Genomic DNA, 20,555 nt, shown 5'->3' on the forward strand with positions numbered 1-20,555 from the left:
AGTGGGGTTATTCTGACTTCTCGTTAATGTATTTTATGGCGTCCTGAACCTTTATTATCTTCTCTGCATCTTCGTCCGGGATCTCTATATTGAAAGCTTCTTCAAGTGCCATTACGAGTTCAACCGTATCGAGCGAATCAGCCCCCAGATCATCGACAAAAGATGATTCAGGCGTTACCTTCTCTGCGTCTACACCAAGCTGTTTTGAGATTATCTCTTTGACTTTTTCTTCAACTGACATGTCTAACCCTCCGTTTTAATTTTATTCAGAATAATAAGCGGTTTTTTTTGAGAAATAATTATACATCTTTAGAATGATTTTTTCATGTAATTCTTTACTACATATACATTCCGCCATTTACATGGATCACCTGTCCTGTAAGATAATCAGACTCATTTGAGGCGAGGAATATGGATGCATTTGCAACATCTTCAGGAGTGCCGAACTCTCTGAGCGGGATCGCGTTCTTCATATCTTCCTTTACTTTTTCAGGCAGGGCTTCGGTCATGGCAGTTTTAATGAAGCCCGGGGCTATGGCGTTTACCCTTATTCCGCGGCCAGCATACTCTTTTGCGATCGTCTTTGTAATCCCTATAACGCCGGCCTTTGACGCGCTGTAGTTAATCTGTCCGGGATTCCCTATAAATGCAACGACGGATGAGATGTTGATTATCTTTCCTGACCGCTGTTTTGACATTATCTTTATCGCCTCTTTAGAGCAGAGAAAGGTTCCTTTCAGGTTGATATTTATCACCGCGTCCCAATCGTCTTCCTTCATTCTCAAAGCCAGTGAATCCCTTGTGATGCCGGCATTATTTACAAGGATATCAATGCTGCCGAACTCATTGATAAATGTCTCAAAGGCGTTTGTTACGCTTTCCTGGCTGGAGACATCAAGTTTTGTGCTAATGCACCTGACACCCGACTTGTTTATCTCCGCAATAAGATCCCCTGTGTTATCTACTTTAATGTCAGCTATGCATATATTAGCTCCTTCTTTTGCCATCGCAAGCGCAATAGCCATCCCGATGCCCTGGGCAGAGCCTGTAATAAGCGCGTTTTTACCTTTGAGTCTCATTGTCCCTCCGTATTCCATAAATAAAGTTCAAGTATTATATAAATTCGTTTTTAATTAGGCAACCGGCATATGAAATGGGTTAAGTTTTTCTATGCAGTATGGAATTAAGATGCAACCGTTTATTTAGTTGTAATTATTATATATTCTTGTATAATTCATATTATGAATATAAGAGGCCCAATCAAAATATTTCTGTTAACTCTCATTGCTGTTATGCTCTTCCCGGCATTTGTAATCGCGGAATATTCAGATAAGCCTGATGCCGGGACCTTTTTTAAGCTTGGGCTGAATCTGGCTGAAAAGATGCAATACTCTGAGGCAATCGATAATTTCCAGCAAGCTGCTAAACTTAAGCCTGAATATGCTGAAGCATATTTTCATATGGGCAATGCCTATTACAAGATACATAGATATACCGATGCAATGGACGCATATAAAATGGCGGTTAAGATATCACCGAATTATGAAGAGGCGTATATTTCTCTCGGAGTCGTCTCATCAATGCTGCGTAAATATGACCAGGCTATAGATGCGCTTAAGAAGGCGGTAAAGGTTAACTCACAGAGTTCAGCCGCATACTATAATCTCGGCAATATATACATGGATATTGATGAAACATCAAAGGCTGTTGAGGCTTATAAGGAGGCGGTCAGGATCAACCCGGATTTTGCATCTGCCCGTTATAATCTTGGAGTGGCTTATCTTGAGCTTAAACAAGATTCCTTAAATCCTGCAATTGAGCAATATAAGGCATTGCTGAACCTTGATAAAAAACTTGCGAAGGATTTGGACGAACTGATCAATAAGGCCAAAGAGTAATCTGCCGCTCTTGCTGCGTCTTTTCTTTCATTTGAATAATTTCCCCTTGTTTGTATAAGCCCGTAAAAATCCATTATTAAGAGTTTTAAAAAAAAGATATATAGTATTATAATTATCAATGTTTAACCTTAACAGCCTTAAATTTAAGATTGCCATCATCACCTTCCTCCTGATTTCCATTATTATGATTGTAACTACCCGGAGGGATATTAATCTGACCGAAGAGAAGCTTCTTAGGGCACAGAAGGAGAAGACTGTCCTGCTTTCTGACAGGATAGCCCACGGCATAATGGTTCTTATGTTGAAGAGCAGGTGGAAAGATCTCCAGACAATGATGGAAAGCCTTGTCAAGGACAGTGAAGAACTGAAAGAGATCCGGATATTTCTTCCTGATGACGGCACCATAGTTGTCTCATCAGATCCCGCTGACATTGGGAAAAAGATATATGATGAAGACCTGGCAAAGTACCGTGAGGGAAATCATTTCGAGCCCTTCATGATCAAGAAGAATGATATGATCTATGCATCCAAGCTGACAATGATAAAAAATAGTTCCGCGTGCCACAAATGTCATGGGGCTGAAAAAGATGTGCTCGGTGTCATGGATGTTGAGTTATCCCTCGCAAAGGTTCATTCAGATCTTCAAGATTTTGAAAAGGAACATTATTTAGATGCCTTTATTGGCTTTTCACTCATAATGGGAACCTTTTTATTTGTAATAGCCATCCTGATAGACAGGCCTTTTAATCGTATGGTGCGTACTATAAAGAAGATAGAGAAGGGCGACCTTTCCGCCAGAATGGATATAAAGAGCAAAGATGAGATCGGGCTTCTGGCAAAGAGTTTTGATAATATGGTAGAGGCGCTTGAATCTGCAAAAAATGAGCTTGAACTGACGCATGAGCAGCAGATGGAGAGGGCTGCCAAACTTGCAACTATCGGGGAGGTAGTTGCAGGAATCGCTCATGAGATAAAGAATCCCTTAACAGGCATCAGCTGTGCGGTGCAGCTTCTGCAGGCTGACCTGAGTGAGGACAGCAGCCAGAAGGTCATAACAGACAAAATATTAAATCAGGTCAAGAGGCTTGACAGGACAGTAAAGGACCTGCTGAGCTATGCAAAGCCTAAGGCCGCCCACTTTCTGCCGTTTAATATTAATGAAGTTATTGACAGGGCGGTCTTTCTTATTTATCCTGAAGCTAAAAGCCTTAATGTGAAGATCAATACTCAGATAGAAGAAGAATTGCCTGATATTGTAATGGACCCTGACCAGATGCAGCAGGTTGCGCTGAACCTGATGATCAATTCACTCCAGGCAATGCCTGAAGGCGGGGAACTCACGATAAAGGCATATAAAACGAATTATAAAGAGCTTGACGATTCTTTAAAGAAGGAGTTAAGCAGGGGCGAAAAACTGATCCTCAGCTTTGAGGATACAGGGAAAGGCATATCCTCTGAAGATATGGAATATATTTTTGAGCCGTTCTTCACCAGAAAAACAAAGGGTTCCGGCCTTGGCCTGTCCATTACCCGAAAGATCATTCGTGAGCACGGCGGGGTGCTCAATTGTGAGAGTGAACTTGGCAAGGGTTCTCTCTTTACGATATACTTGCCGATAACGAAGCAATAGGAGGGTATTGGTAATTTGCATAATGTGAAAATTCTTGTCGTTGATGATGAGGAACTGATAAGGTCTTCGATTAAAAAGCACCTTGATAAAGAGGGCTATGAGGTGCTGACAGCAGAAAGCGGAGATGAGGGTCTGAAGACACTGAAGGTCCAGCTTCCGGATATAGTTCTGCTTGATCTTCATATGCCCGGCATCAGCGGAATGGAGACCCTTGAGGCGATAAAAAAATTCAACAAGGATACCGTTGTTGTCATCATAACTGCTCATGGTGCTATAGAAACGGCTGTCACTGCAATAAAGCTCGGCGCATATGATTTCGTGGAAAAGCCTTTTGAATTGAACAGGGTATCAATAATTATTAAAAAGGCATTGGAGAATGTTGACCTGAAGAGAGAGGTCAATTTTCTCAGGAGCGAGCAGCATCAAAAATACAATTTTGACAGCATTATCTGCGAATCCGAGATAATGTCAAACATGGTTGCCCTTGCAAAGAGAATTTCTGAAAGTGATGCAAATACCGTATTGATCCAGGGTGAAAGCGGCACAGGTAAAACCCTTATTTCCAGAGTAATTCATTATCATAGCCCAAGGGCCTCAAAGCCTTTTGTCGAGGTAACCTGTACGGCGCTGCCCGAGACGCTTGTTGAGAGCGAGCTGTTTGGATATGAAAAGGGCTCATTCACCGATGCCAAGGCGTCAAAGAAAGGCCTATTTGAAATGGCTGACGGCGGCACAGTATACCTTGATGAAGTTGGGGATATGAAGCCATCGACACAGGCAAAGTTCCTCAAGGTGATAGAGGAAAAAACCTTCATGAGGATAGGCGGGCTCAAAGAGACTGCCGTTGATGTCAGGATCATAGCTACTACAAACAGGAACCTGAAAGAAGAGGTCAAGAGAGGCAATTTCAGAGAAGACCTTTATTACAGGCTTAATGTGATACCTTTGGAGTTTCCGGCTTTAAGGCAGAGAAAAGAGGATATTATACCTACGGCGATGCATTTTATTAATACCATGAGAAGAGAGTGCAGGAGGAATATCACAGGGATATCAAAAGAGGCCCAGGAGCTTTTATTGAACTATAACTGGCCCGGAAACATCAGAGAACTTAAGAATGTTGTTGAGAGGGTTTTTATACTTGGAACTGACGGCCCGATGCTTCCAAGCCACCTTCCGCTTGAGATATTGAATTATGGAAGCGGCCCCGTTCATAAAAATGAAGATTCTGAAAATAGAGCACAATCAGGTGAATTCAGCTTTAACCTGCCTGGTGACGGGATATCAATAGAAAATATTGAGAAGGAATTTATTATTCAGGCGCTTCAGGTTACGAGGGACAACCAGACCAAGGCTGCTAAACTCCTTGGCCTTTCCAGGGATGCTCTTAGGTACAGGATGCAGAAGTTTAAACTGATCGAATAAGTTCTTAATAAAGATCTTATCTTCTAAAACCTCCTATTGCAGTTGAGATTATCTCCTGCCTTAGTGATGTGAGGTTTGCGTCATTAGGATATAGATTCAATCCTTCCTCTGTAGTTATTCTCGCTTTCTTAAAATATGTAAGGGAGTTCCCGGGATCAAGCCGGCCCATTTTGAAATAGATCAATCCCTCAAGATGAAATGACGGCAGTCCGGGCCTTCTCTTCTTTTCCAGCTCATTCCATGAAAGGAACTTATTTATAACCTCCATGTTCATGTTCGGAGCATAGGCGGCTTCAAGAGCTTTTCTGTACATGTAATCCGGTTCAGCCCAGTTTCTCAGATATATATTACTGACTGCGGGCAGAATGTCTTCCTCTGAGATGATATTTGTATTCATATAAAGTTGCTTGAAATGGTTGTACCTGCTGTAGTCGTAAAATGTTTTAAGCGCGTATCCGGCGATGCCCGCATACAGCAGCACGGCAAATAAAACAACAGCAAGTAATAACGGCCTGCTCAGTTTTTCAAGTCCTGCTTTTTTTTCATTTTGAGAGGTTAATAAATATAGAAGTATAATAAAAAGGAATGTATGCGCAGAAGACAGCTTCAGCGGATACTCGACCATCATATGCAGAAGGAGAGGCATAAAAAGCGCAATGGATATTCCGGCCTGCCTTATGCCTGTCTCCCTGAGTATTTTCCATATGCCGAAAAGTGCGATCATGACAGCCAGAATGCCGGCGATACCGCATTCAGAAAGAATATAGAGAAGTTCATTGTGGGGATGGCTTATGAATTCGTTATAGACCATACCCTTATAACGCGGGTTGTCTTTTGAGACGTCTGCCTTATAAAACATGAAGGTGCTGCCGAAGTTAGAGAAGCCCTGGCCGAAAAAAGGTTTATTCTTAAACATCTCATATGACGTGTCATACATTATAAGCCGTTCAGAGAATGACCGCTGGCTGGTGTCTGACAGCCAGTTCACCCTCTCTTTTGCCGCTGTTTCAGTACTCTCGATCGATCCGGCCCCGCTGCTTTTTGTGCTTATAAGATAGAACCCCGCGCTGATCCCGACTGCAAGCACCAGAGTCCATATTGCAAGATGTTTTCTTATGCCTGAGTATGCCCGCCAATTTGTAGGTAGCAGTATCATCATAGCGAGCGCTGCGCCTACAAGGCCTGCCCTTGAGCTTGCAACCATAAGGCCTGCAGATAATATAAAAAGGTAAAAATAAAAAAACACTTTCTTTATATTCTTATATCCATTGAACCTTTCAGTTGTTATGAAATACAGGCATATTGCGATCCCTGTTGCTGTCCATGAAGCAAAGAGGTTCTTCTGCTGGAACGCACCTCCGACATCCGGTATGTATTTTGTAAGGGTTATTATTTTCATGGCGAAGCCTATCCCGAATGAATGGATATAATATGAATTGACGAAAAACTTCAGCATTATCATTATGGATTCAATGACACAAGAGGCCATTACTATTAGAAGAATATTCTCTTTTGCCTTCTTATTAAAATCAAACTGATGGATGCCGAGCCATATTATTAAAGCACCGATAAGGCGCAGGGCGTTTATTGTGAAGATGTCAATATTTATTATCGGATTAAATATGCTGGTTGATAAAATAAGGATCACATATGCGATGAAATATTTTAAATATGAAGGCAGGATAAAAGACTTATTGATAACAGCGTGTATGACAGAAAGCAGAACGAGGGTAAATAATCCGATCCAGATGAAATATTCACGCGGATGCGCGACCGTCCCTCCCATGTTTGGGATGGAGATATGCATAATGCATAGCAGAATAATTGATATTACAACAATCGGCAATCTTTCGAATATCTTTAGTAGCTGTGTCAATTCATGCTCCTTTATTTCGCATCAGAAGATTCAAAATCCTGTTTTAATTTGACCATACTGTTCCAGCCGGGGTAAAGACCCAGTCCTTCCTCAAGGAGCTTGTATGCCTCATCTTTTCTCCCGACGACATATAGAGAGAACGACCCTCTTTGGTATACATCCGGATGAGGGAAGACCTCTTTTTCCTTAATACAAAAGTCAGCAAAGTCTTCTATTGATTTCTTGTCACCATTCAGAAGTCCGATCCTGAAATTGGCATCAAAATAAAACCTCTTGCCAAGTTGTTCAAGATACACATTGTCGACAGCAGGTTCAATAAGTTCAGGCCTGACAAGTCCTATAATAAGCAAGTCCTGATATTTTTTCATAGCTCTCTGAAGATTGAGGGTTGTTATTGAGAGGTAAGTTATGACCATAAAGAGCATGGCAGCAGTAGCAAGCGCGCCTGTCTTTAGCAGTCTGACAGGTTTTATCCTGATCTCTTTTATGAAATACGACGACGGCAGATATAGTAAGAAAAGAAAGAGCGCCCAATGGGGCATGGACTGGTAAAGCGGATAACTTACCTGAGTATCAAATGCTATCGGAAATAAAAAGGCCGCATAAGTTCCGCCACGCTCTCTGCCGAGTTTGATAAGGCATACCATAAAGCCAACCCCGACCAACAGCAGCCCCGTCCCGCCAAGTAAGCCTGACTCCGCAGTCCTGTATAAAAACTCGTTATGCGGATGTAACGTAAAGGCAACTTCATATGGATATTCAGGATGTTCTTTGGCAAGCCTGCTCCTGTAATGCATGAACTTGCTGCCGAAGCTGCCGGGCCCGTGGCCGATCAGCGGCCTGTCTTTTATCATGTTGACTGCCGTAAGGTACATCGGCACCCTCATGTCCTTTACCTCATCCCCGGACATGCTCTCCATCGTCATCTCTATCTTCTGACCTACAGAGCTGAGCGCAGAGTCCCTTTTGTAGTAATACTTCTCAGCAGCCACACTGCCGGTTATTCCCAAGCATATCATCATCAGCCATATGAAAGGGTAGAGCGCCTTCTCTCTGTAATGCACGTACCTCGCTGCCAGGAGTATAAGCGCTCCGGCTCCTGCCTCTATCACTCCTGCCCTTGAGCCTGTGAGAAAAATAATAAAGCACATGAGCAGCACAATAAGATAAAAGAGAGTTTTAAGCCAACTGCTGAATCCCCTGAATATCTGCCCTGTTAAAAGATAAAGCGATATCACAATAGATGTCGCAAGATATGAGGCAAGGATATTTTGGTGCTGGAAATTGCCAAATACCTTGATCGGGGCAGGCGCTGCTATAAGAAAGATGCTTATTTCAGGGTTGAAGTACTGAAACAAACTTATCAGCGACTCTATCATGCCGGAGATGAATATTGCATATAAGAGCCGCTCCTTCTCCTCATCAGAAAGCTCACATTGATGTAAGGCTATAAAGAATATTATCCCGCCAATGAGCCCGGCTGTTTCAAATATAAATGAATGCCTGTCTATTATCGGATTAAAGAGGGCAGAAGGAAGCAGTGATAACAGAAAGATTAATATATATAAGGAAAGGCGCGGGACTGTTATCTTCCATTCATTGAATATATGTATCACTGAAAGAAGCACAAGTCCTGACAGAGTTATCCAGACAAAATATGCCACAGGCAGGACAAGCGGCGCGCCGAAGTTCCTTATGGTTATATGTGAAATCACCAGAAAGAGCAGCGCAAGTATCCATAAATAAATTCTCTTTATCATATCTCTATTCACCCAGCTAAAAATACCAGAATCCTTCGGGCATGTCAAAAAAGGCTGGCAATAATTAAGCACTTGAAATTAAAAAGAAGCATAGTTTAAAATACTGAACATTTTTTAGAATGATGTCTGGTTGAGTTGGACAGTTAACTGAGACTGATCAAACCATGAGACAATTTTTGCTTTATACATAATGAGTATTGCTTAATTATCAGGCAGGATATTAAAGTTAGTGCCAAGCTGTGTGAAATAACGCTTTAAGTTGGTTAAATCTATCAACTGTAATTTAAAATTTAAATAAACATTTAATATTTTCAGTCAATTTTATACGTAACTTGCTTGATTATAATGGATAATTAGATTTTTTCATGCTTCATGATAAAATTGGTATGGGAATTGCATCATTAATCGATGGAACAGGATAATAAATAATGAAAACAATAAATACAGGCAAGACTCGAAAAGCTTTTAAACCAAATTACTTTTTTAAAGTAATAAACAAAAAGGAGGAAACAAAGATGAAAAGATTACTATTAGCAATGTGTTTAGTAATCGTGGTTGCATTCGCGTTCTACGGAACAGCTAATGCAGTCGGCGGTGTATGTTCTAACTGCCACACGATGCACGCAAGTCAGGATGGATCAGCTGGAACTCCAAATGCCACGCTTTTGAAGAGTGCAGATGAATGTTTGGGTTGTCATGGCGGTACCGGTTCTGGTTCTGGTGCACCACTCGTTGATAAAACAGGTGGAACAGGTATGCCGTCAGGTGGTTCTTTTAACGATGACTATGCAACATCACAGACTATGACACACAACGTATCAGACTTGTCAGTTTTAGCGTACTCCACAGCTGACCAAGATACTACACTTCTTAATGATCCTCCAGGCAATACAATGGATGGAACAGGCAATGCACTTACCGCACAGCTTAAGTGTGGCGGTACCAATGGTTGTCATGGTAATCACACATCTGCCGGCAGTACGGATGCTGTGAAGGGAATGCACCATGCAACAAAAGTTACTTACAAGTTCCTTAAGATAGCAGCTGACAATTCAGGTGCAGGTACTAACGTTGCCGGAACATCTTCAGCTGACTATGAACAAGGCACAGTAGATGGTACAAACCACAATATTTATGCAGCAGGCGGCACAGACAGCATCAGCCAGTTCTGCAACAACTGTCATGATGATTTCCATGGCGCAACCGCTGGCGAGACAGGTACTGCTTCTCCCTGGAAACGTCACCCGACGGATTTGCTTTTAACAGGAGCAATGGCTTCAGCGACAATAGATTATGTTAATACCCCGTTTGCATTCGTTTCAGCAGACAGGTCCGGTATGGCTACAACTACAACTACCAACTATACAGCAGCTAAAGGTAATGTAATGTGTCTGTCATGTCACCGCGCACATGCATCTAACCAGCCTGATCTTCTCAGGTTTGCATACAGCGGTCTTAATGCTAATGCAGGCGGCGGCGGCACAACAGGATGTCTTGCTTGTCACGTAAATCAGAGGTAATTTGACATAGGTAAGGGGAACTTCGGTTCCCCTTACATCTATGGGTTTAAACAATGATTAAGCCCATAGATGTAAAAAAAACAAAAGGAAATATGATGATAAATAAAAGAAAAAAAGATGGGGTACTAAACAAAATAATTATCGCATCGGTTTTTATGGCTCTAATTGTATTGTCATCTCTCTCACCTGTTTATGCGCTTACAGGTGTATGCTCTAACTGCCACACAATGCACAATAGTCAGGATGGCAGTACAGTAACAGGTGGTGCTGCAAATGATGTCCTGTTAACTGATGACTGTCTCGGGTGTCATAGTAATGCCGGTTCATCAAAAATTCTTAACAATGTACCGCAGGTAATGCACACAGGTACTGATGACCTTGCAGGCGGTAACTTTAATTACTTAACTGCTTCTGACACCAGAGGGCATAATATCATTGATCTTGCAAATCCTGATGATGTTCTTGATATCCCGCCCGGAGGAGATTGGCTCGCTCATTCTTCGGTTGTTGGTAAACTGATTGGTGATGACAGGCTTACATGCGCCGGTACTAATGGTTGTCATGGCTTAAGGGCTTTAGCGGGTCCTACTTTTCTTACTCCTCTTAATTCTTTAAAGGGTGCTCATCATAAAAATATTTCAACCGATAACACAAGCACAGCTGATGATAATTACAACAGCTACAGGTTTCTAAGGGGCGTTAAAGGTTATGAAAATAACGTTTCCGGAAGCGAATGGCAGAATGTAGACGCAGCCAAACATAATGAATATTTAGGTTCAACAGAAACTGTTAGTTGCGCCACCAACAGTTGTCATTCTGCCACACCAGTTCCTAATATACAGCCGGCAACTCATACTATGAGCGGGTTCTGCGGCACCTGTCATGGTGAATTTCACATCTTGGACGGTACGGGAGATGGTTCCTTTTCATCACCGTTCATTAGGCACCCGACTGATATAGTACTCCCGTCTGACATTGGCCGTGAATATGCCGCTTATACAGCATATAAAGTAAGCGCTCCTGTTGCAAAGCCACTTGCAGCGCTAACGGGCATTAGCGGTGTAGTAAATCCAGGTACTGACATTGTAATGTGTCTCTCTTGTCACAAGGCTCATGCAACTGACTTTCCTGACATGCTTAGATGGGATATGAATGATATGGTGGTTGGAACTACAGGGCCTGCTGCAGGAACCGGCTGTTTTGCCTGTCATACAGAAAAAGACGGCATCTAACTAAGTACCGGTTCGATATTTTTTAATCTACATAGAATTATCAAAAGGTTGCTCATGATAAATGAACAACCTTTTTTTTTATCCTGAGCTCATAAACAAAATGAATGCCTTGCGTTATATAATTAATACTATTGAATGCTGCATAATAAATATCACCTATGCGTCATTACCGTGAAAGTGGAAATGACAAACAAGCCGTAGTTTATAATACGAATTATGAGATACAGCAAGAACATTACAATCAGGAGATACGAACTTCAAAGCAGTTATTTCAGCTTGTTGCTCTTCTCTTTTTTCTTAATTATTGGTTATCCTGGCCTTCTTCACGCACAGGGCTCGCTTGTAAGGTATTTCGATAAGATCGATTATGATGAAGAGTGGAATAAGCTTGCCAGGCCTTCATTTGCGATGTCTGAGCCTGTGATGGATGAGATTTACATAATAGATGGTAAAGGGCGTGTAATAATTTATTCCTCTGACCTCTTTCCGCTTCATTCACTTGGTAAAAGTGATAAGATTGAGCTGCCCGAAGGACTTACTGTTGATCCTGATGGCAACCTGTATGTAGCACAGTCATATTCAGAGAATAATCCGAGATACAGGATATCTGTCTTTAACCCCTGCCTTAAGTGGATGCGTGATATTTATCTGGATGGTTTTGAAGGCGCAGAGTCTTTTGTTCCGCACCGTCTTGCCTTTGACAAGAAGAATAATCTCTATATTGCAGGCCTTTATTTTCCCGGAGTTCTGGTCCTTGACAATAACTTTAAGATAATCGATATCATGTCTCCTGCAGAGGATGAAAAGAAGGTTGCACTGATAAACGTATCAATTGATGATTCCGGATTGATATACCTTGTGAGCGAAGAGACTGGGCATATATATGTCTATGATGAGAATAGAAAGTTCATATACCAGTTCGGGGAAAAAGGCGGCAGCACGGGTAAGCTCAGCAGGCCGAGGGCTGTTGCGATAGATAACAAGAGAGGCTGGGTTTATGTGTTAGACTATATGCGCCATACAGTTAATACATATGATAAGAACGGCAACCTGCTTTTTGAGTTTGGCGGCATGGGATTCAGTGACGGATGGTTCAGGTTCCCCACAGACATCAGCGTAAGTAAAGAAGGAGATGTGATAGTAACAGACCTGTTTAACCACAGGGTTCAGATATTTAAACCATATTAAGATGATCAGGTATAGTTCAGACAATGCCAAGCGTAAGCCCTGTCTTAAAAGCCGCCCGAGTTATTCTGCTTTATTTTCATCTGTTTTTATTTCATCATTCTCACGGATTTTAATTCTATCTTTTATCCTCTGCATTTCAGGCTGTACAACTTTTATAAAAGATGAGTCTCTAAGGGATCAAAAGCAGGCTCTTTTCAACAGCCAGATCGTCTTATATCTTAACGGCCCTGACAAGACATCGCTGGATATCAGTTTTATACTTTCAGGCGTCAGCGTCATGTCTAAGGACGGGAATTACAGCGATGTTATTGATAAGCCTGTTGCAGTCAACTCTTTTAAAATAAAGGGGCATCAGGTTCTGCTTGGCGAGATACGGATTCCTGAGGGTGAATATAGAAAGCTGAAGTTTACGATCACAGATGCTTCTATCAAGAGTCATGAACAAACCGCAACACTTGCTCTCCCCCCTGAAGTCATTGAAGTCCCTATTAATTTAATAGTGCGTGAAAATCAGAGTGAAGCGCTTTTTGTTAAATGGAACCCGGATGGTTCTGTTGATGAAGGATACATGTTCAAGCCGTTGTTTTCCATAACTTCAAAAGCTCCTGAACTTAGCAGCCTGCTGGTTTATGTTACCAATGAGGACTCAGGCAATGTCTCTGTAATAAACAGGCAGTCAGGAGAGGTTGTCGGCAGCATCATGGTGGGAAAGAAGCCCAGGGGGATAATTGCCGGCCTCAGAAAAGAACGCCTTAAGATATATGTTGCGAATTCAGGTTCAAACAGTGTGTCAGTTATTGATCCCGCAACCAACAGGGTAGAACAGGAGATACCCATAAGGCTTGGCAGGGGGCCTGAGGGTATTGCGGTTGCAGAGGTGTCTTCCAACAGGGAACTCGTATTTGTTTCGAATTATGACTCAAATATGGTATCGATCATTGACCCTGTTACTTTTCATGAGGTTGATAATGTCAGCGTCGGGAACGGGCCTATAGCGGTGGCGGCAGACCCGCCTCTTATAGAACTGTTCAGTTCAAGATTTCTTGACCCTTCAGAGATCAGCATTCTTCGGAACTACCGTACTAAGTATCTTAATGTGTATGTTGCGAACAAGAACTCAAACAGTATTTCTGTTCTCAAAGTAAATATTCTCAATAACAGGGTTGAAGATGTCCTTAATATTGATGTCGGGTGGAGTCCTATAGCGCTTTTTGTTGATTACAGCAGAGGCAGGCTCTATGTTGCCAATAATGATTCTGACAGGATCTCTGTTATTGATATCGTCTCAATTGTTAACGGGGATTCTTCGGGCAGTATTAATTATATTGATAATATCGGTTCCTCTGCTATTGGAGTTGCTGTAAACCCTGTCTTTGACAGGGTTTACATTCTTAAAGAGATGCCTTCAGAGATAATGGTCATCAATTCATATTTTGAAGGTTCCGGGAACTCAAGGTCTCTCATAAGTCCGATAATTAACAGTATCCCTGTGGGTGATTCTCCCAGAACCTTTATGCTTGATCCTCAGTCAAGGAAACTCTATGTTGTCAGCAGAAGCTCGGACAGCGTTTCTGTTATCAATACCATAAACACCATTGAAGAGAAGGCAATACCGGTCGGCAGGAACCCATACGGAATAGCAATGTTTTCTGAGCAGTGATTTAAGTTATTTATCAGAGAGTGATCAAATAACTCTTTTTTGGCCAGTGTAACTATGCAGATAATCAAATTTAAGACCATAGCTCTGTCAATACTTTTCTTATGTATTGTTCCCTCTGTATCATCAGCCGCGCTTACAGGAATGGGGAATATTGAGAATACAGTTTCTGAGGCGGTTAATGACGGTGAAAAGACTTTAACTAATTCTACGCAGAAGAATCTCAGGCTTTCGTTTTCAAGACATATAAACGAATTGTTATCATACAATCTGGAGTTAAGGACAAATTATTCGGATTCTGATACAGAAGACCCTTACGGATTAACCACCACCACTTCCCAAAAAACACTTGAACCCGGTATCAATCTGTCATTAAAAAACCCGATGTATGAGATCAGTACCGGTTTCAGGAGGCGTGAGGTGATGTTCTCCGGGACTTTCGTAAGCGATGAAAACAAGAGGATACGGGACAACTTTTATAGTGTTTTCAAGGTGAATCCTGTGGCGCTTCCTTCGCTGTCGGCGGAGTTTAACAGGGAGAATAATAATGACGGTGCATCTGTTAATAGCACCAGTAACGGGTATAATTTCAACTCGTTTTATAAGCTTCCATCGCAAGTGCTTGATTTAAGTATGTATCTTAACTATTCACATAGAGCATATCAGGATCCGCTGAGTGTAACTTATAAAAGTGTAAGAGATGATTTTTCAGGGCATTACAGGGTGGGGCATTCAAGAAAATTTCTTGACAGCAAGCTCTTTTTTTCTGCTGCGTATGACGGCAATTTTACAAGAAGTACCGGAGAGAGCTTTTCTAACATGACCGGTGATGTACTTTTTGAGAGGACAGGAGTCGGCTTATACGCGCAGGGGACGTTCTTAGAACCTGACGTTGATAATCTCTCTTCAAAGCCCGGCCTGACCGATCCGGATCTTATTACCTCTACAGGCATCGGCCTCAGCAGTTATGGTTTTGATGAATATCAAAACATGGGCATCCAGGTCTCCAAGGCCGATGCTGTTGACAGGTTATATATATATGTCAACAAAAATGTAAGCGGTGATCTTAACCTTACTCTACCCGGCAACTGGAAGGTATATTGGAGTGATATGAATCTGATCGGCACATGGAGTCCGATAGGTATTATCGGTATAAGTGTATCTGTTTTCGATGCAGCTAATAATATTTACCGTTATGAGATCAAGCTTGCGGCTCCAACAAAAGCTGTCTATTTCAAGGCGGTCAATATGGCTGTCAGCGGAGTGTCGAATGTTTTTGTAACTCAGATAGAGGCTTACGGCATAGAAGTTATCCCGGAGTCAGGTGTTCTCAAGAGTTTCAGCACATCTATATTCCAGAGGATCGATCTGTTATCTACATATCAGCCCTTCAGAAAGCTTAGATTCACCCTGAATTACTCTATAGATAAATCTGATCAAAACCCTTCATTAACAGTTGGTTCTTTTTCTTCTATTATCACAAGTATATTTTTAAAATCCAAAAGCAATCAAGACGATCCTGATTACAGCAGCAGAATTACAAAGAGCTTTGCCTTTGGTTCTACCTGGCTGGCCCACAGGCTGCTGACCGCTGATTTCCGTATGCAGTTCAGCCAGGCATATGATAATACTTTTAAAACTGATAGCGCCTCTAATAGTTACTCTTTGAAATTTGCTTATGTTCCGATCCCGTATCTTAACGCCAATCTTGCGCTGACACGGACTGAGTCAATGAGTTTTGAAGTAAAAGAATCGACTAATAATTCAGTCTTCCTAACAATAGGGTCAAGGCTTTACAAAGACCTTAATATGGTCACGGATATAGGATATACCAGTTCTGAAAATTTACTGTCTCTATCTCAATCTTCATCTAAATACATAAGCGGAGCCATTGATACTGACCTGACAACAAAGTTATCAGGCACGTTACGTTACGGTTTTAACTGGATGACAACTGATGCTGAACAGGTTCAATCCCGAAGCGGCTCTGCATCCATTACGTACAGGCCCGGAAAGTTTGTTAATTTGTCAGGCGATCTCAACTATTCCTCTTCTTCAGCAGGAAGTTCAGTGATCAGGGAGGTATTTGTTGCTGACTGGAGGCCTATTCCGGTAATACAGTTAGGCACCACTTATCGCCATTCATATTCTCAGCCCGACAGTTTTACTGCAGATTATATCTCTTTCATCGGGACATGGCACATTAAGAGGTTTGCTGATCTTCAGACCTCATACTCTTATGAGCAGAAACAGGAAGAGACTAAGAGCGAGAATAGCAGTGTAAACGCAGGATTGAGCTTAAGGTTCTGATATGATTTTCTTAACGAAAAGCATAGTGTATACTATATGCTTTAAATATTTTAATCTTATATAAGGGATAGTTAAAGTGGATTTAGCCGGAAATATTGTCAAAAGATCTTTTTTTAAGGTCCTTATAATCTTACTGCTGGCTGATATCGTGTTTTTATACGGTTGCGCAGTTAACAAATATTATAAAAAGCCAGATTATAATATTGCCCTTGTAAAAAAAGTAGCTGTACTTCCTTTTGAGAACTTTGCTTCTGATAAATATGCAGGGGAGAAGATAAGGGAGAAGGTAGTTATTGAATTGCTGGCAAGCGGGTTTGAGGTTGTTGAAGAGGGAGAGGTCATGATGCAACTGACTCAGCTTAAGGTGCAGTCTGCTTCTTTATTGACTTTAGATGAGATCAAGAGCCTTGGGCAAAGCCTTGATGTGGATGCGGTGATAAGGGGTTCTGTTTCAACTCTGGGGATAATAAAAGGGGCATCTGTTGAGTATCCTGAGGCTGCTTTGACCCTCAGGATGATAGAGGCAGAAAATGGAGATACTGTCTGGTCTGTTTCAAATACTGCCGGCGGGCCGGGTTTTCTGACGAGGCACTTTGGTATTGAGGGAAAGACCCTTGATGAAGTGGCCCGGGAAGTTGTAAAAGAGTCTATTGATACATTAAAATAACAACTAATTTATATAATGTATATATATGATTTAATCTTATGAAACTGATACATTTTAAAAGCTGGAGTTTATTGTTTCTTATGTTTTTGCTAGCGCCTATTTTGACAGGATGCGCGGGCTCAGTGACTTCTTATCATATCAAAGAGAATGTTGATTTCAGTTTCATAAAGAGAGTAGCAATTCTCCCGCTTGATAATTTTACATCGAACAAAAGTGCTTCTGAAGCGGTCAGGCAGGTAGTGACTACTGAGATGCTTGCTTCCGGATTTGTAGACGTTGTGGTTCCGGGAGATGTCATGGCAGCTATCAGCAGCATAGGTGTAAAGTCAATCTCATCTCCCAGCGTTGAGGAGATCAGGGCATTGGGCAAATTTCTTAGAGTTGAGGCTGTTGTAACGGGTTCGGTTGATAATTACGCTGAAGTCAGGAGAGACAATGTAACAGTTGCTGAAGTATCTATCACATTGATGATGGTAGATACAGGCGCAGGTGATATACTCTGGTCTGTCTCAAAGACAAGTCCAGGAGCCGGTTTTATGGCAAGGCACTTTGGTGCAAGGACTCCCACTTTAAGTGAGACTACTTCAAACATCGTCAGGGAAGGCATAGCTACCCTGTCATCATATTAATTCTATTTTGTATTTTTCCTTTAATGGCTGTTTTTGAATAGTTGAGCCTGATATGAAATTTATTAAATATATTGCGAAGCCATGTTTACTTATCCTGCCGATCTTTTTTTTTTATCTTTCCGAGACATCAGTAAAGGCATCGGACAGTCTATTATCTTCTGAAAAGCCTGAAATTAACAAAAGAGCTGTCGGGAAAAGAATAGCGATATTCCCTTTTGACAACTTTACTATTGATGATAATGCGTTAAATGCTCTTATGCCAGTCATTCAGGAAGAGATGAAGGATCGCGGGTATTATGTAGTTGGGGAGCAGGAGCTTTATTCGAGTATTTGCAAGGATAGGATGCGGGAAACCGGGAACATATCAAAAGGGCTTGCTAAAAAAATATCTGATATTTTTAATGTAGAAGGGATATTGCTGGGCTCCATAGTATCATACTCCGTAGAGGAGAAACCCAGGTTTGGGCTTATAGCCAGACTAATTGATCCATCTGACGGCTCTATACTATGGGCTGATTATTTCTCTGCCACAGGGGATGATTTCATCACGGTGCTCGGCCTTGGAGAGATCAAAGAGATGGATAAACTTATCCCGAAAGTTGTTAAAAGTCTGTTTGAATCATTCACTACAGAAACGCCGCAAAAGGATGCCGCATACAGGATAGCTGTGATGCCGTTCATGAATGATACTGATTATAAAGATGCAGGCAAGATAGCCTCTCAGATGTTCGTGGTTCATCTTTTTAAAGATAGCAGTTTTATACCTGTAGAGTATGGGGAGGTCAGGAAGCAGTTAATTGATCTCAGGATCAGGGTTAAGGGGAATCTTGACTATGCTACTATTACTGAGCTTACGAAAGTTATTGATGTGGATGGTTTTTTATTAGGTGAAGTCGGACTTTATTTTAACGGGGTGCAGCTCAATGCCCCTCCGGCGGCGTCTGTTTCCGCTAGGCTTATCGGATCCGTGAACAAAAAGATCCTTTGGTACGACCATGGTCAGATGAGCGGGGATGATGATGTTATAATATATGACTGGCGCAGGCTCAGGTCAGTTGACAAAGTGGCAGATAAGATAGTTACAAAATTGGTTAATAATCTGGAGAAGACAAAATGGAACTGAAGAATAAATGTTTGCAGCAATATGTCGGATTTGTAAGCCCCTTTATCATGATTTGTTTATTAGTATCAGCAGGGCTTCTTTCGGGCTGTGCTTCTATGGGTAAAAGAACAGATGCACTTGCATATGTAGATGGGGATCCCATAACCAGAGATGACCTTTCATATTCATTAGGTGTTGAGCACAGGAGAGAGGACCTCTCTACCGCCAAAGCGCTTAATATAAGGGATTATCTGAATAAACTGATCAGTGATAGGCTAATCGTTCAGGAGGCACGCCGTATGGGTATACAGGAATACCCTGAGGCAAAAGAGAAGATCCAGGCATATATTCTTAGGGAGTCAGTATTGATGCTTCATGAAGATGAGATATTAAAAAAGGTTTCATTGATCCAAGAAGACGATATAAAGAAGTATTACAAGGACAACTATAAGGTCTTTAAATTGGACGTTTTCGGCCTAAATACAAAAGAGGACGCATTAAAGCTTAAGGATATGGTCCTGCAGGGATCTGATATAAGTCAGGTCTCAAAAGAGGATGCCGGTATCAACAGGATAGATGAAGGGAAAGAATTTACTTATAAGTCTCTTGCTCCGTCTATGCAGAAAGCAGTTTCAACGCTTAACCCTGGCGAGTACAGTGATGTTCTTGAGGTCAAAGGCGTTTATTATATCCTGAAACTCCTCAGTGTTGGGGATGCTCCTGATGACAAGCTTGAAAGCATAAGGGCTCATATAGTAAAGAGTCTCAGCACCCTTAAAGAAGAAGAGAGAAGCAATCAGTATCTTAAGGAACTGCGTGAACAGTCCTCCCTGAAGATCGATAATGACATTCTCTCATCTCTTAAACTCGGTGCTGAGGATGGCGAAAGAGCAAAGTTGGCTAATGACAGCAGGATCCTTGTAACTGTTAATGGTGAGGTTTTGACTGTAGGAGAATTTATAGCTTTGCTGCCTCCTGTTATCAAGATCACTAATGAACAGCTCCTGAATAGCTGGATCACTCGTAAACTGGTGGATCAGGAGGCGTTGAGACGCCGCCATGACCTCCAGCCTAAACTTGAAGGGATGGTCAGGAGGTATGAGAACCAGGTCTTGCAAAATATGTATATCAATGAGGTCATCTTGCCGAATATTGAGGTGTCTGAGGAAATATTGAATGCGTATTTTGATAAGCATAAGGAAAATTATCTTACGCCTGCCCGATATAAAATTCAGGTGATAACCGTAGAGAAGATGGATGAGGCTGCTGAAATACATAGCAGTCTTGTGAAGGGATCGGACTTTTCCTGGCTTGCAAGGATGAGGTCCAAGGATCAGGCGTCTGCTGAGAAGGGAGGCAGTATAGGCTGGCGTTACATAAGCGAACTTCCTTTGCCGCTTAAGGAAATTATTAATACACTAAAGCCGGGTGATATCAGCCCTGTTCTTGAGGTGGATTCTTTATTCAGTATCTTTCATATACAGGTGATGGAAGAGCCGCAGGTAAAGGCGTTAAGCGCTGTGAAGCCGGATGTTTACAGGGCATATATGGCGGAACAGTTTAGTAAGATACATGATAAGAACATAGAGCAGTTAAAGGCAGACACAGAAATATTTATCGATGAAGATGCTGTTAAGGCTTTTGAAAAGGGCTTTAAATAGCTT

16 protein-coding genes are annotated in these 20,555 nt (G+C 41.7%); 12 read left to right on the forward strand and 4 right to left on the reverse strand.

All coding sequences use genetic code 11. The features are described 5' to 3' along the window. Window positions 1-7: 7 nt before the first annotated feature. Both acpP and fabG read right to left on the reverse strand, forming a co-directional pair. Window positions 8-241, reverse strand: a complete 234-nt coding sequence (gene acpP, locus Q7U10_08940) for an acyl carrier protein (protein ID MDO8282725.1) — start codon at window positions 239-241, stop codon at window positions 8-10. A 97-nt stretch (window positions 242-338) separates the two neighbouring features. Then, complete coding sequence (fabG, locus tag Q7U10_08945) at window positions 339-1,079, reverse strand: 3-oxoacyl-[acyl-carrier-protein] reductase (protein ID MDO8282726.1); 741 nt, start codon at window positions 1,077-1,079, stop codon at window positions 339-341. A 162-nt stretch (window positions 1,080-1,241) separates the two neighbouring features. Between fabG and Q7U10_08950 the strand changes: the two genes are divergently transcribed. The 3 genes from Q7U10_08950 to Q7U10_08960 all read left to right on the forward strand — a co-directional run bounded on the left by Q7U10_08950 (window position 1,242) and on the right by Q7U10_08960 (window position 4,950). Then, window positions 1,242-1,898 carry a tetratricopeptide repeat protein gene (locus Q7U10_08950; protein ID MDO8282727.1) on the forward strand — a complete coding sequence of 219 codons (657 nt, stop codon included), beginning with the start codon at window positions 1,242-1,244 and terminating at the stop codon, window positions 1,896-1,898. Between the two features lie 184 nt (window positions 1,899-2,082). Next, window positions 2,083-3,528, forward strand: a complete 1,446-nt coding sequence (locus Q7U10_08955; GenBank protein MDO8282728.1) for an ATP-binding protein — start codon at window positions 2,083-2,085, stop codon at window positions 3,526-3,528. 15 nt (window positions 3,529-3,543) lie between these two features. Next, complete coding sequence (locus Q7U10_08960; GenBank protein ID MDO8282729.1) at window positions 3,544-4,950, forward strand: sigma-54 dependent transcriptional regulator; 1,407 nt, start codon at window positions 3,544-3,546, stop codon at window positions 4,948-4,950. Between the two features lie 16 nt (window positions 4,951-4,966). Here Q7U10_08960 and Q7U10_08965 read toward each other — a convergent pair whose 3' ends face one another. Beyond that, window positions 4,967-6,826 (reverse strand): Wzy polymerase domain-containing protein, encoded by a 1,860-nt coding sequence (locus Q7U10_08965; GenBank protein ID MDO8282730.1) that lies wholly within the window; start codon window positions 6,824-6,826, stop codon window positions 4,967-4,969. An 11-nt stretch (window positions 6,827-6,837) separates the two neighbouring features. Continuing rightward, complete coding sequence (locus tag Q7U10_08970) at window positions 6,838-8,586, reverse strand: Wzy polymerase domain-containing protein (GenBank protein ID MDO8282731.1); 1,749 nt, start codon at window positions 8,584-8,586, stop codon at window positions 6,838-6,840. A gap of 515 nt (window positions 8,587-9,101) precedes the next feature. Here Q7U10_08970 and Q7U10_08975 point away from each other — a divergent pair. From Q7U10_08975 to Q7U10_09015, 9 genes are all read left to right on the forward strand, one after another. After that, entirely contained in the window at window positions 9,102-10,106 is a 1,005-nt protein-coding gene (locus tag Q7U10_08975; protein MDO8282732.1) for a cytochrome c3 family protein, read from the forward strand. A gap of 92 nt (window positions 10,107-10,198) precedes the next feature. Then, window positions 10,199-11,338 carry a cytochrome c3 family protein gene (locus Q7U10_08980; GenBank protein ID MDO8282733.1) on the forward strand — a complete coding sequence of 380 codons (1,140 nt, stop codon included), beginning with the start codon at window positions 10,199-10,201 and terminating at the stop codon, window positions 11,336-11,338. A 216-nt stretch (window positions 11,339-11,554) separates the two neighbouring features. After that, entirely contained in the window at window positions 11,555-12,526 is a 972-nt protein-coding gene (locus tag Q7U10_08985; GenBank protein ID MDO8282734.1) for an NHL repeat-containing protein, read from the forward strand. A gap of 1 nt (window position 12,527) precedes the next feature. Continuing rightward, window positions 12,528-14,186 (forward strand): hypothetical protein, encoded by a 1,659-nt coding sequence (locus tag Q7U10_08990; protein ID MDO8282735.1) that lies wholly within the window; start codon window positions 12,528-12,530, stop codon window positions 14,184-14,186. Window positions 14,187-14,240: 54 nt separating this feature from the next. Continuing rightward, entirely contained in the window at window positions 14,241-16,493 is a 2,253-nt protein-coding gene (locus Q7U10_08995) for a hypothetical protein (GenBank protein ID MDO8282736.1), read from the forward strand. 76 nt (window positions 16,494-16,569) lie between these two features. After that, a complete protein-coding gene (locus Q7U10_09000; protein ID MDO8282737.1) occupies window positions 16,570-17,160 on the forward strand; it encodes a hypothetical protein in 591 nt (196 codons plus the stop codon). 122 nt (window positions 17,161-17,282) lie between these two features. Next, window positions 17,283-17,789, forward strand: coding sequence for a hypothetical protein (locus Q7U10_09005; protein ID MDO8282738.1), 507 nt, complete (start codon window positions 17,283-17,285; stop codon window positions 17,787-17,789). Window positions 17,790-17,841: 52 nt separating this feature from the next. Further along, window positions 17,842-18,912 carry a hypothetical protein gene (locus tag Q7U10_09010; protein ID MDO8282739.1) on the forward strand — a complete coding sequence of 357 codons (1,071 nt, stop codon included), beginning with the start codon at window positions 17,842-17,844 and terminating at the stop codon, window positions 18,910-18,912. A 95-nt stretch (window positions 18,913-19,007) separates the two neighbouring features. Next, a complete protein-coding gene (locus Q7U10_09015; protein MDO8282740.1) occupies window positions 19,008-20,552 on the forward strand; it encodes a peptidyl-prolyl cis-trans isomerase in 1,545 nt (514 codons plus the stop codon). The last annotated feature ends 3 nt before the right edge of the window (window positions 20,553-20,555 follow it).

Source organism: Thermodesulfovibrionia bacterium (assembly GCA_030646035.1).
Classification (GTDB): domain Bacteria; phylum Nitrospirota; class Thermodesulfovibrionia; order UBA6902; family UBA6902; genus JACQZG01.

Excerpts from the sequence above, each read along its gene's own strand:
- Q7U10_08980 (MDO8282733.1), top strand. The coding sequence starts at position 10,199 with ATGATGATAAATAAAAGAAAAAAAGATGGGGTACTAAACAAAATAATT.
- Q7U10_09010 (MDO8282739.1), top strand. The coding sequence starts at position 17,842 with ATGAAATTTATTAAATATATTGCGAAGCCATGTTTACTTATCCTGCCG.
- Q7U10_08990 (MDO8282735.1), top strand. The coding sequence starts at position 12,528 with ATGATCAGGTATAGTTCAGACAATGCCAAGCGTAAGCCCTGTCTTAAA.
- fabG (MDO8282726.1), bottom strand. The coding sequence starts at position 1,079 with ATGAGACTCAAAGGTAAAAACGCGCTTATTACAGGCTCTGCCCAGGGC.
- Q7U10_09015 (MDO8282740.1), top strand. The coding sequence starts at position 19,008 with ATGGGTAAAAGAACAGATGCACTTGCATATGTAGATGGGGATCCCATA.
- Q7U10_08970 (MDO8282731.1), bottom strand. The coding sequence starts at position 8,586 with ATGATAAAGAGAATTTATTTATGGATACTTGCGCTGCTCTTTCTGGTG.
- Q7U10_08975 (MDO8282732.1), top strand. The coding sequence starts at position 9,102 with ATGAAAAGATTACTATTAGCAATGTGTTTAGTAATCGTGGTTGCATTC.
- Q7U10_08955 (MDO8282728.1), top strand. The coding sequence starts at position 2,083 with ATGATTGTAACTACCCGGAGGGATATTAATCTGACCGAAGAGAAGCTT.
- Q7U10_08950 (MDO8282727.1), top strand. The coding sequence starts at position 1,242 with ATGAATATAAGAGGCCCAATCAAAATATTTCTGTTAACTCTCATTGCT.
- acpP (MDO8282725.1), bottom strand. The coding sequence starts at position 241 with ATGTCAGTTGAAGAAAAAGTCAAAGAGATAATCTCAAAACAGCTTGGT.
- Q7U10_08985 (MDO8282734.1), top strand. The coding sequence starts at position 11,555 with ATGAGATACAGCAAGAACATTACAATCAGGAGATACGAACTTCAAAGC.
- Q7U10_08995 (MDO8282736.1), top strand. The coding sequence starts at position 14,241 with ATGCAGATAATCAAATTTAAGACCATAGCTCTGTCAATACTTTTCTTA.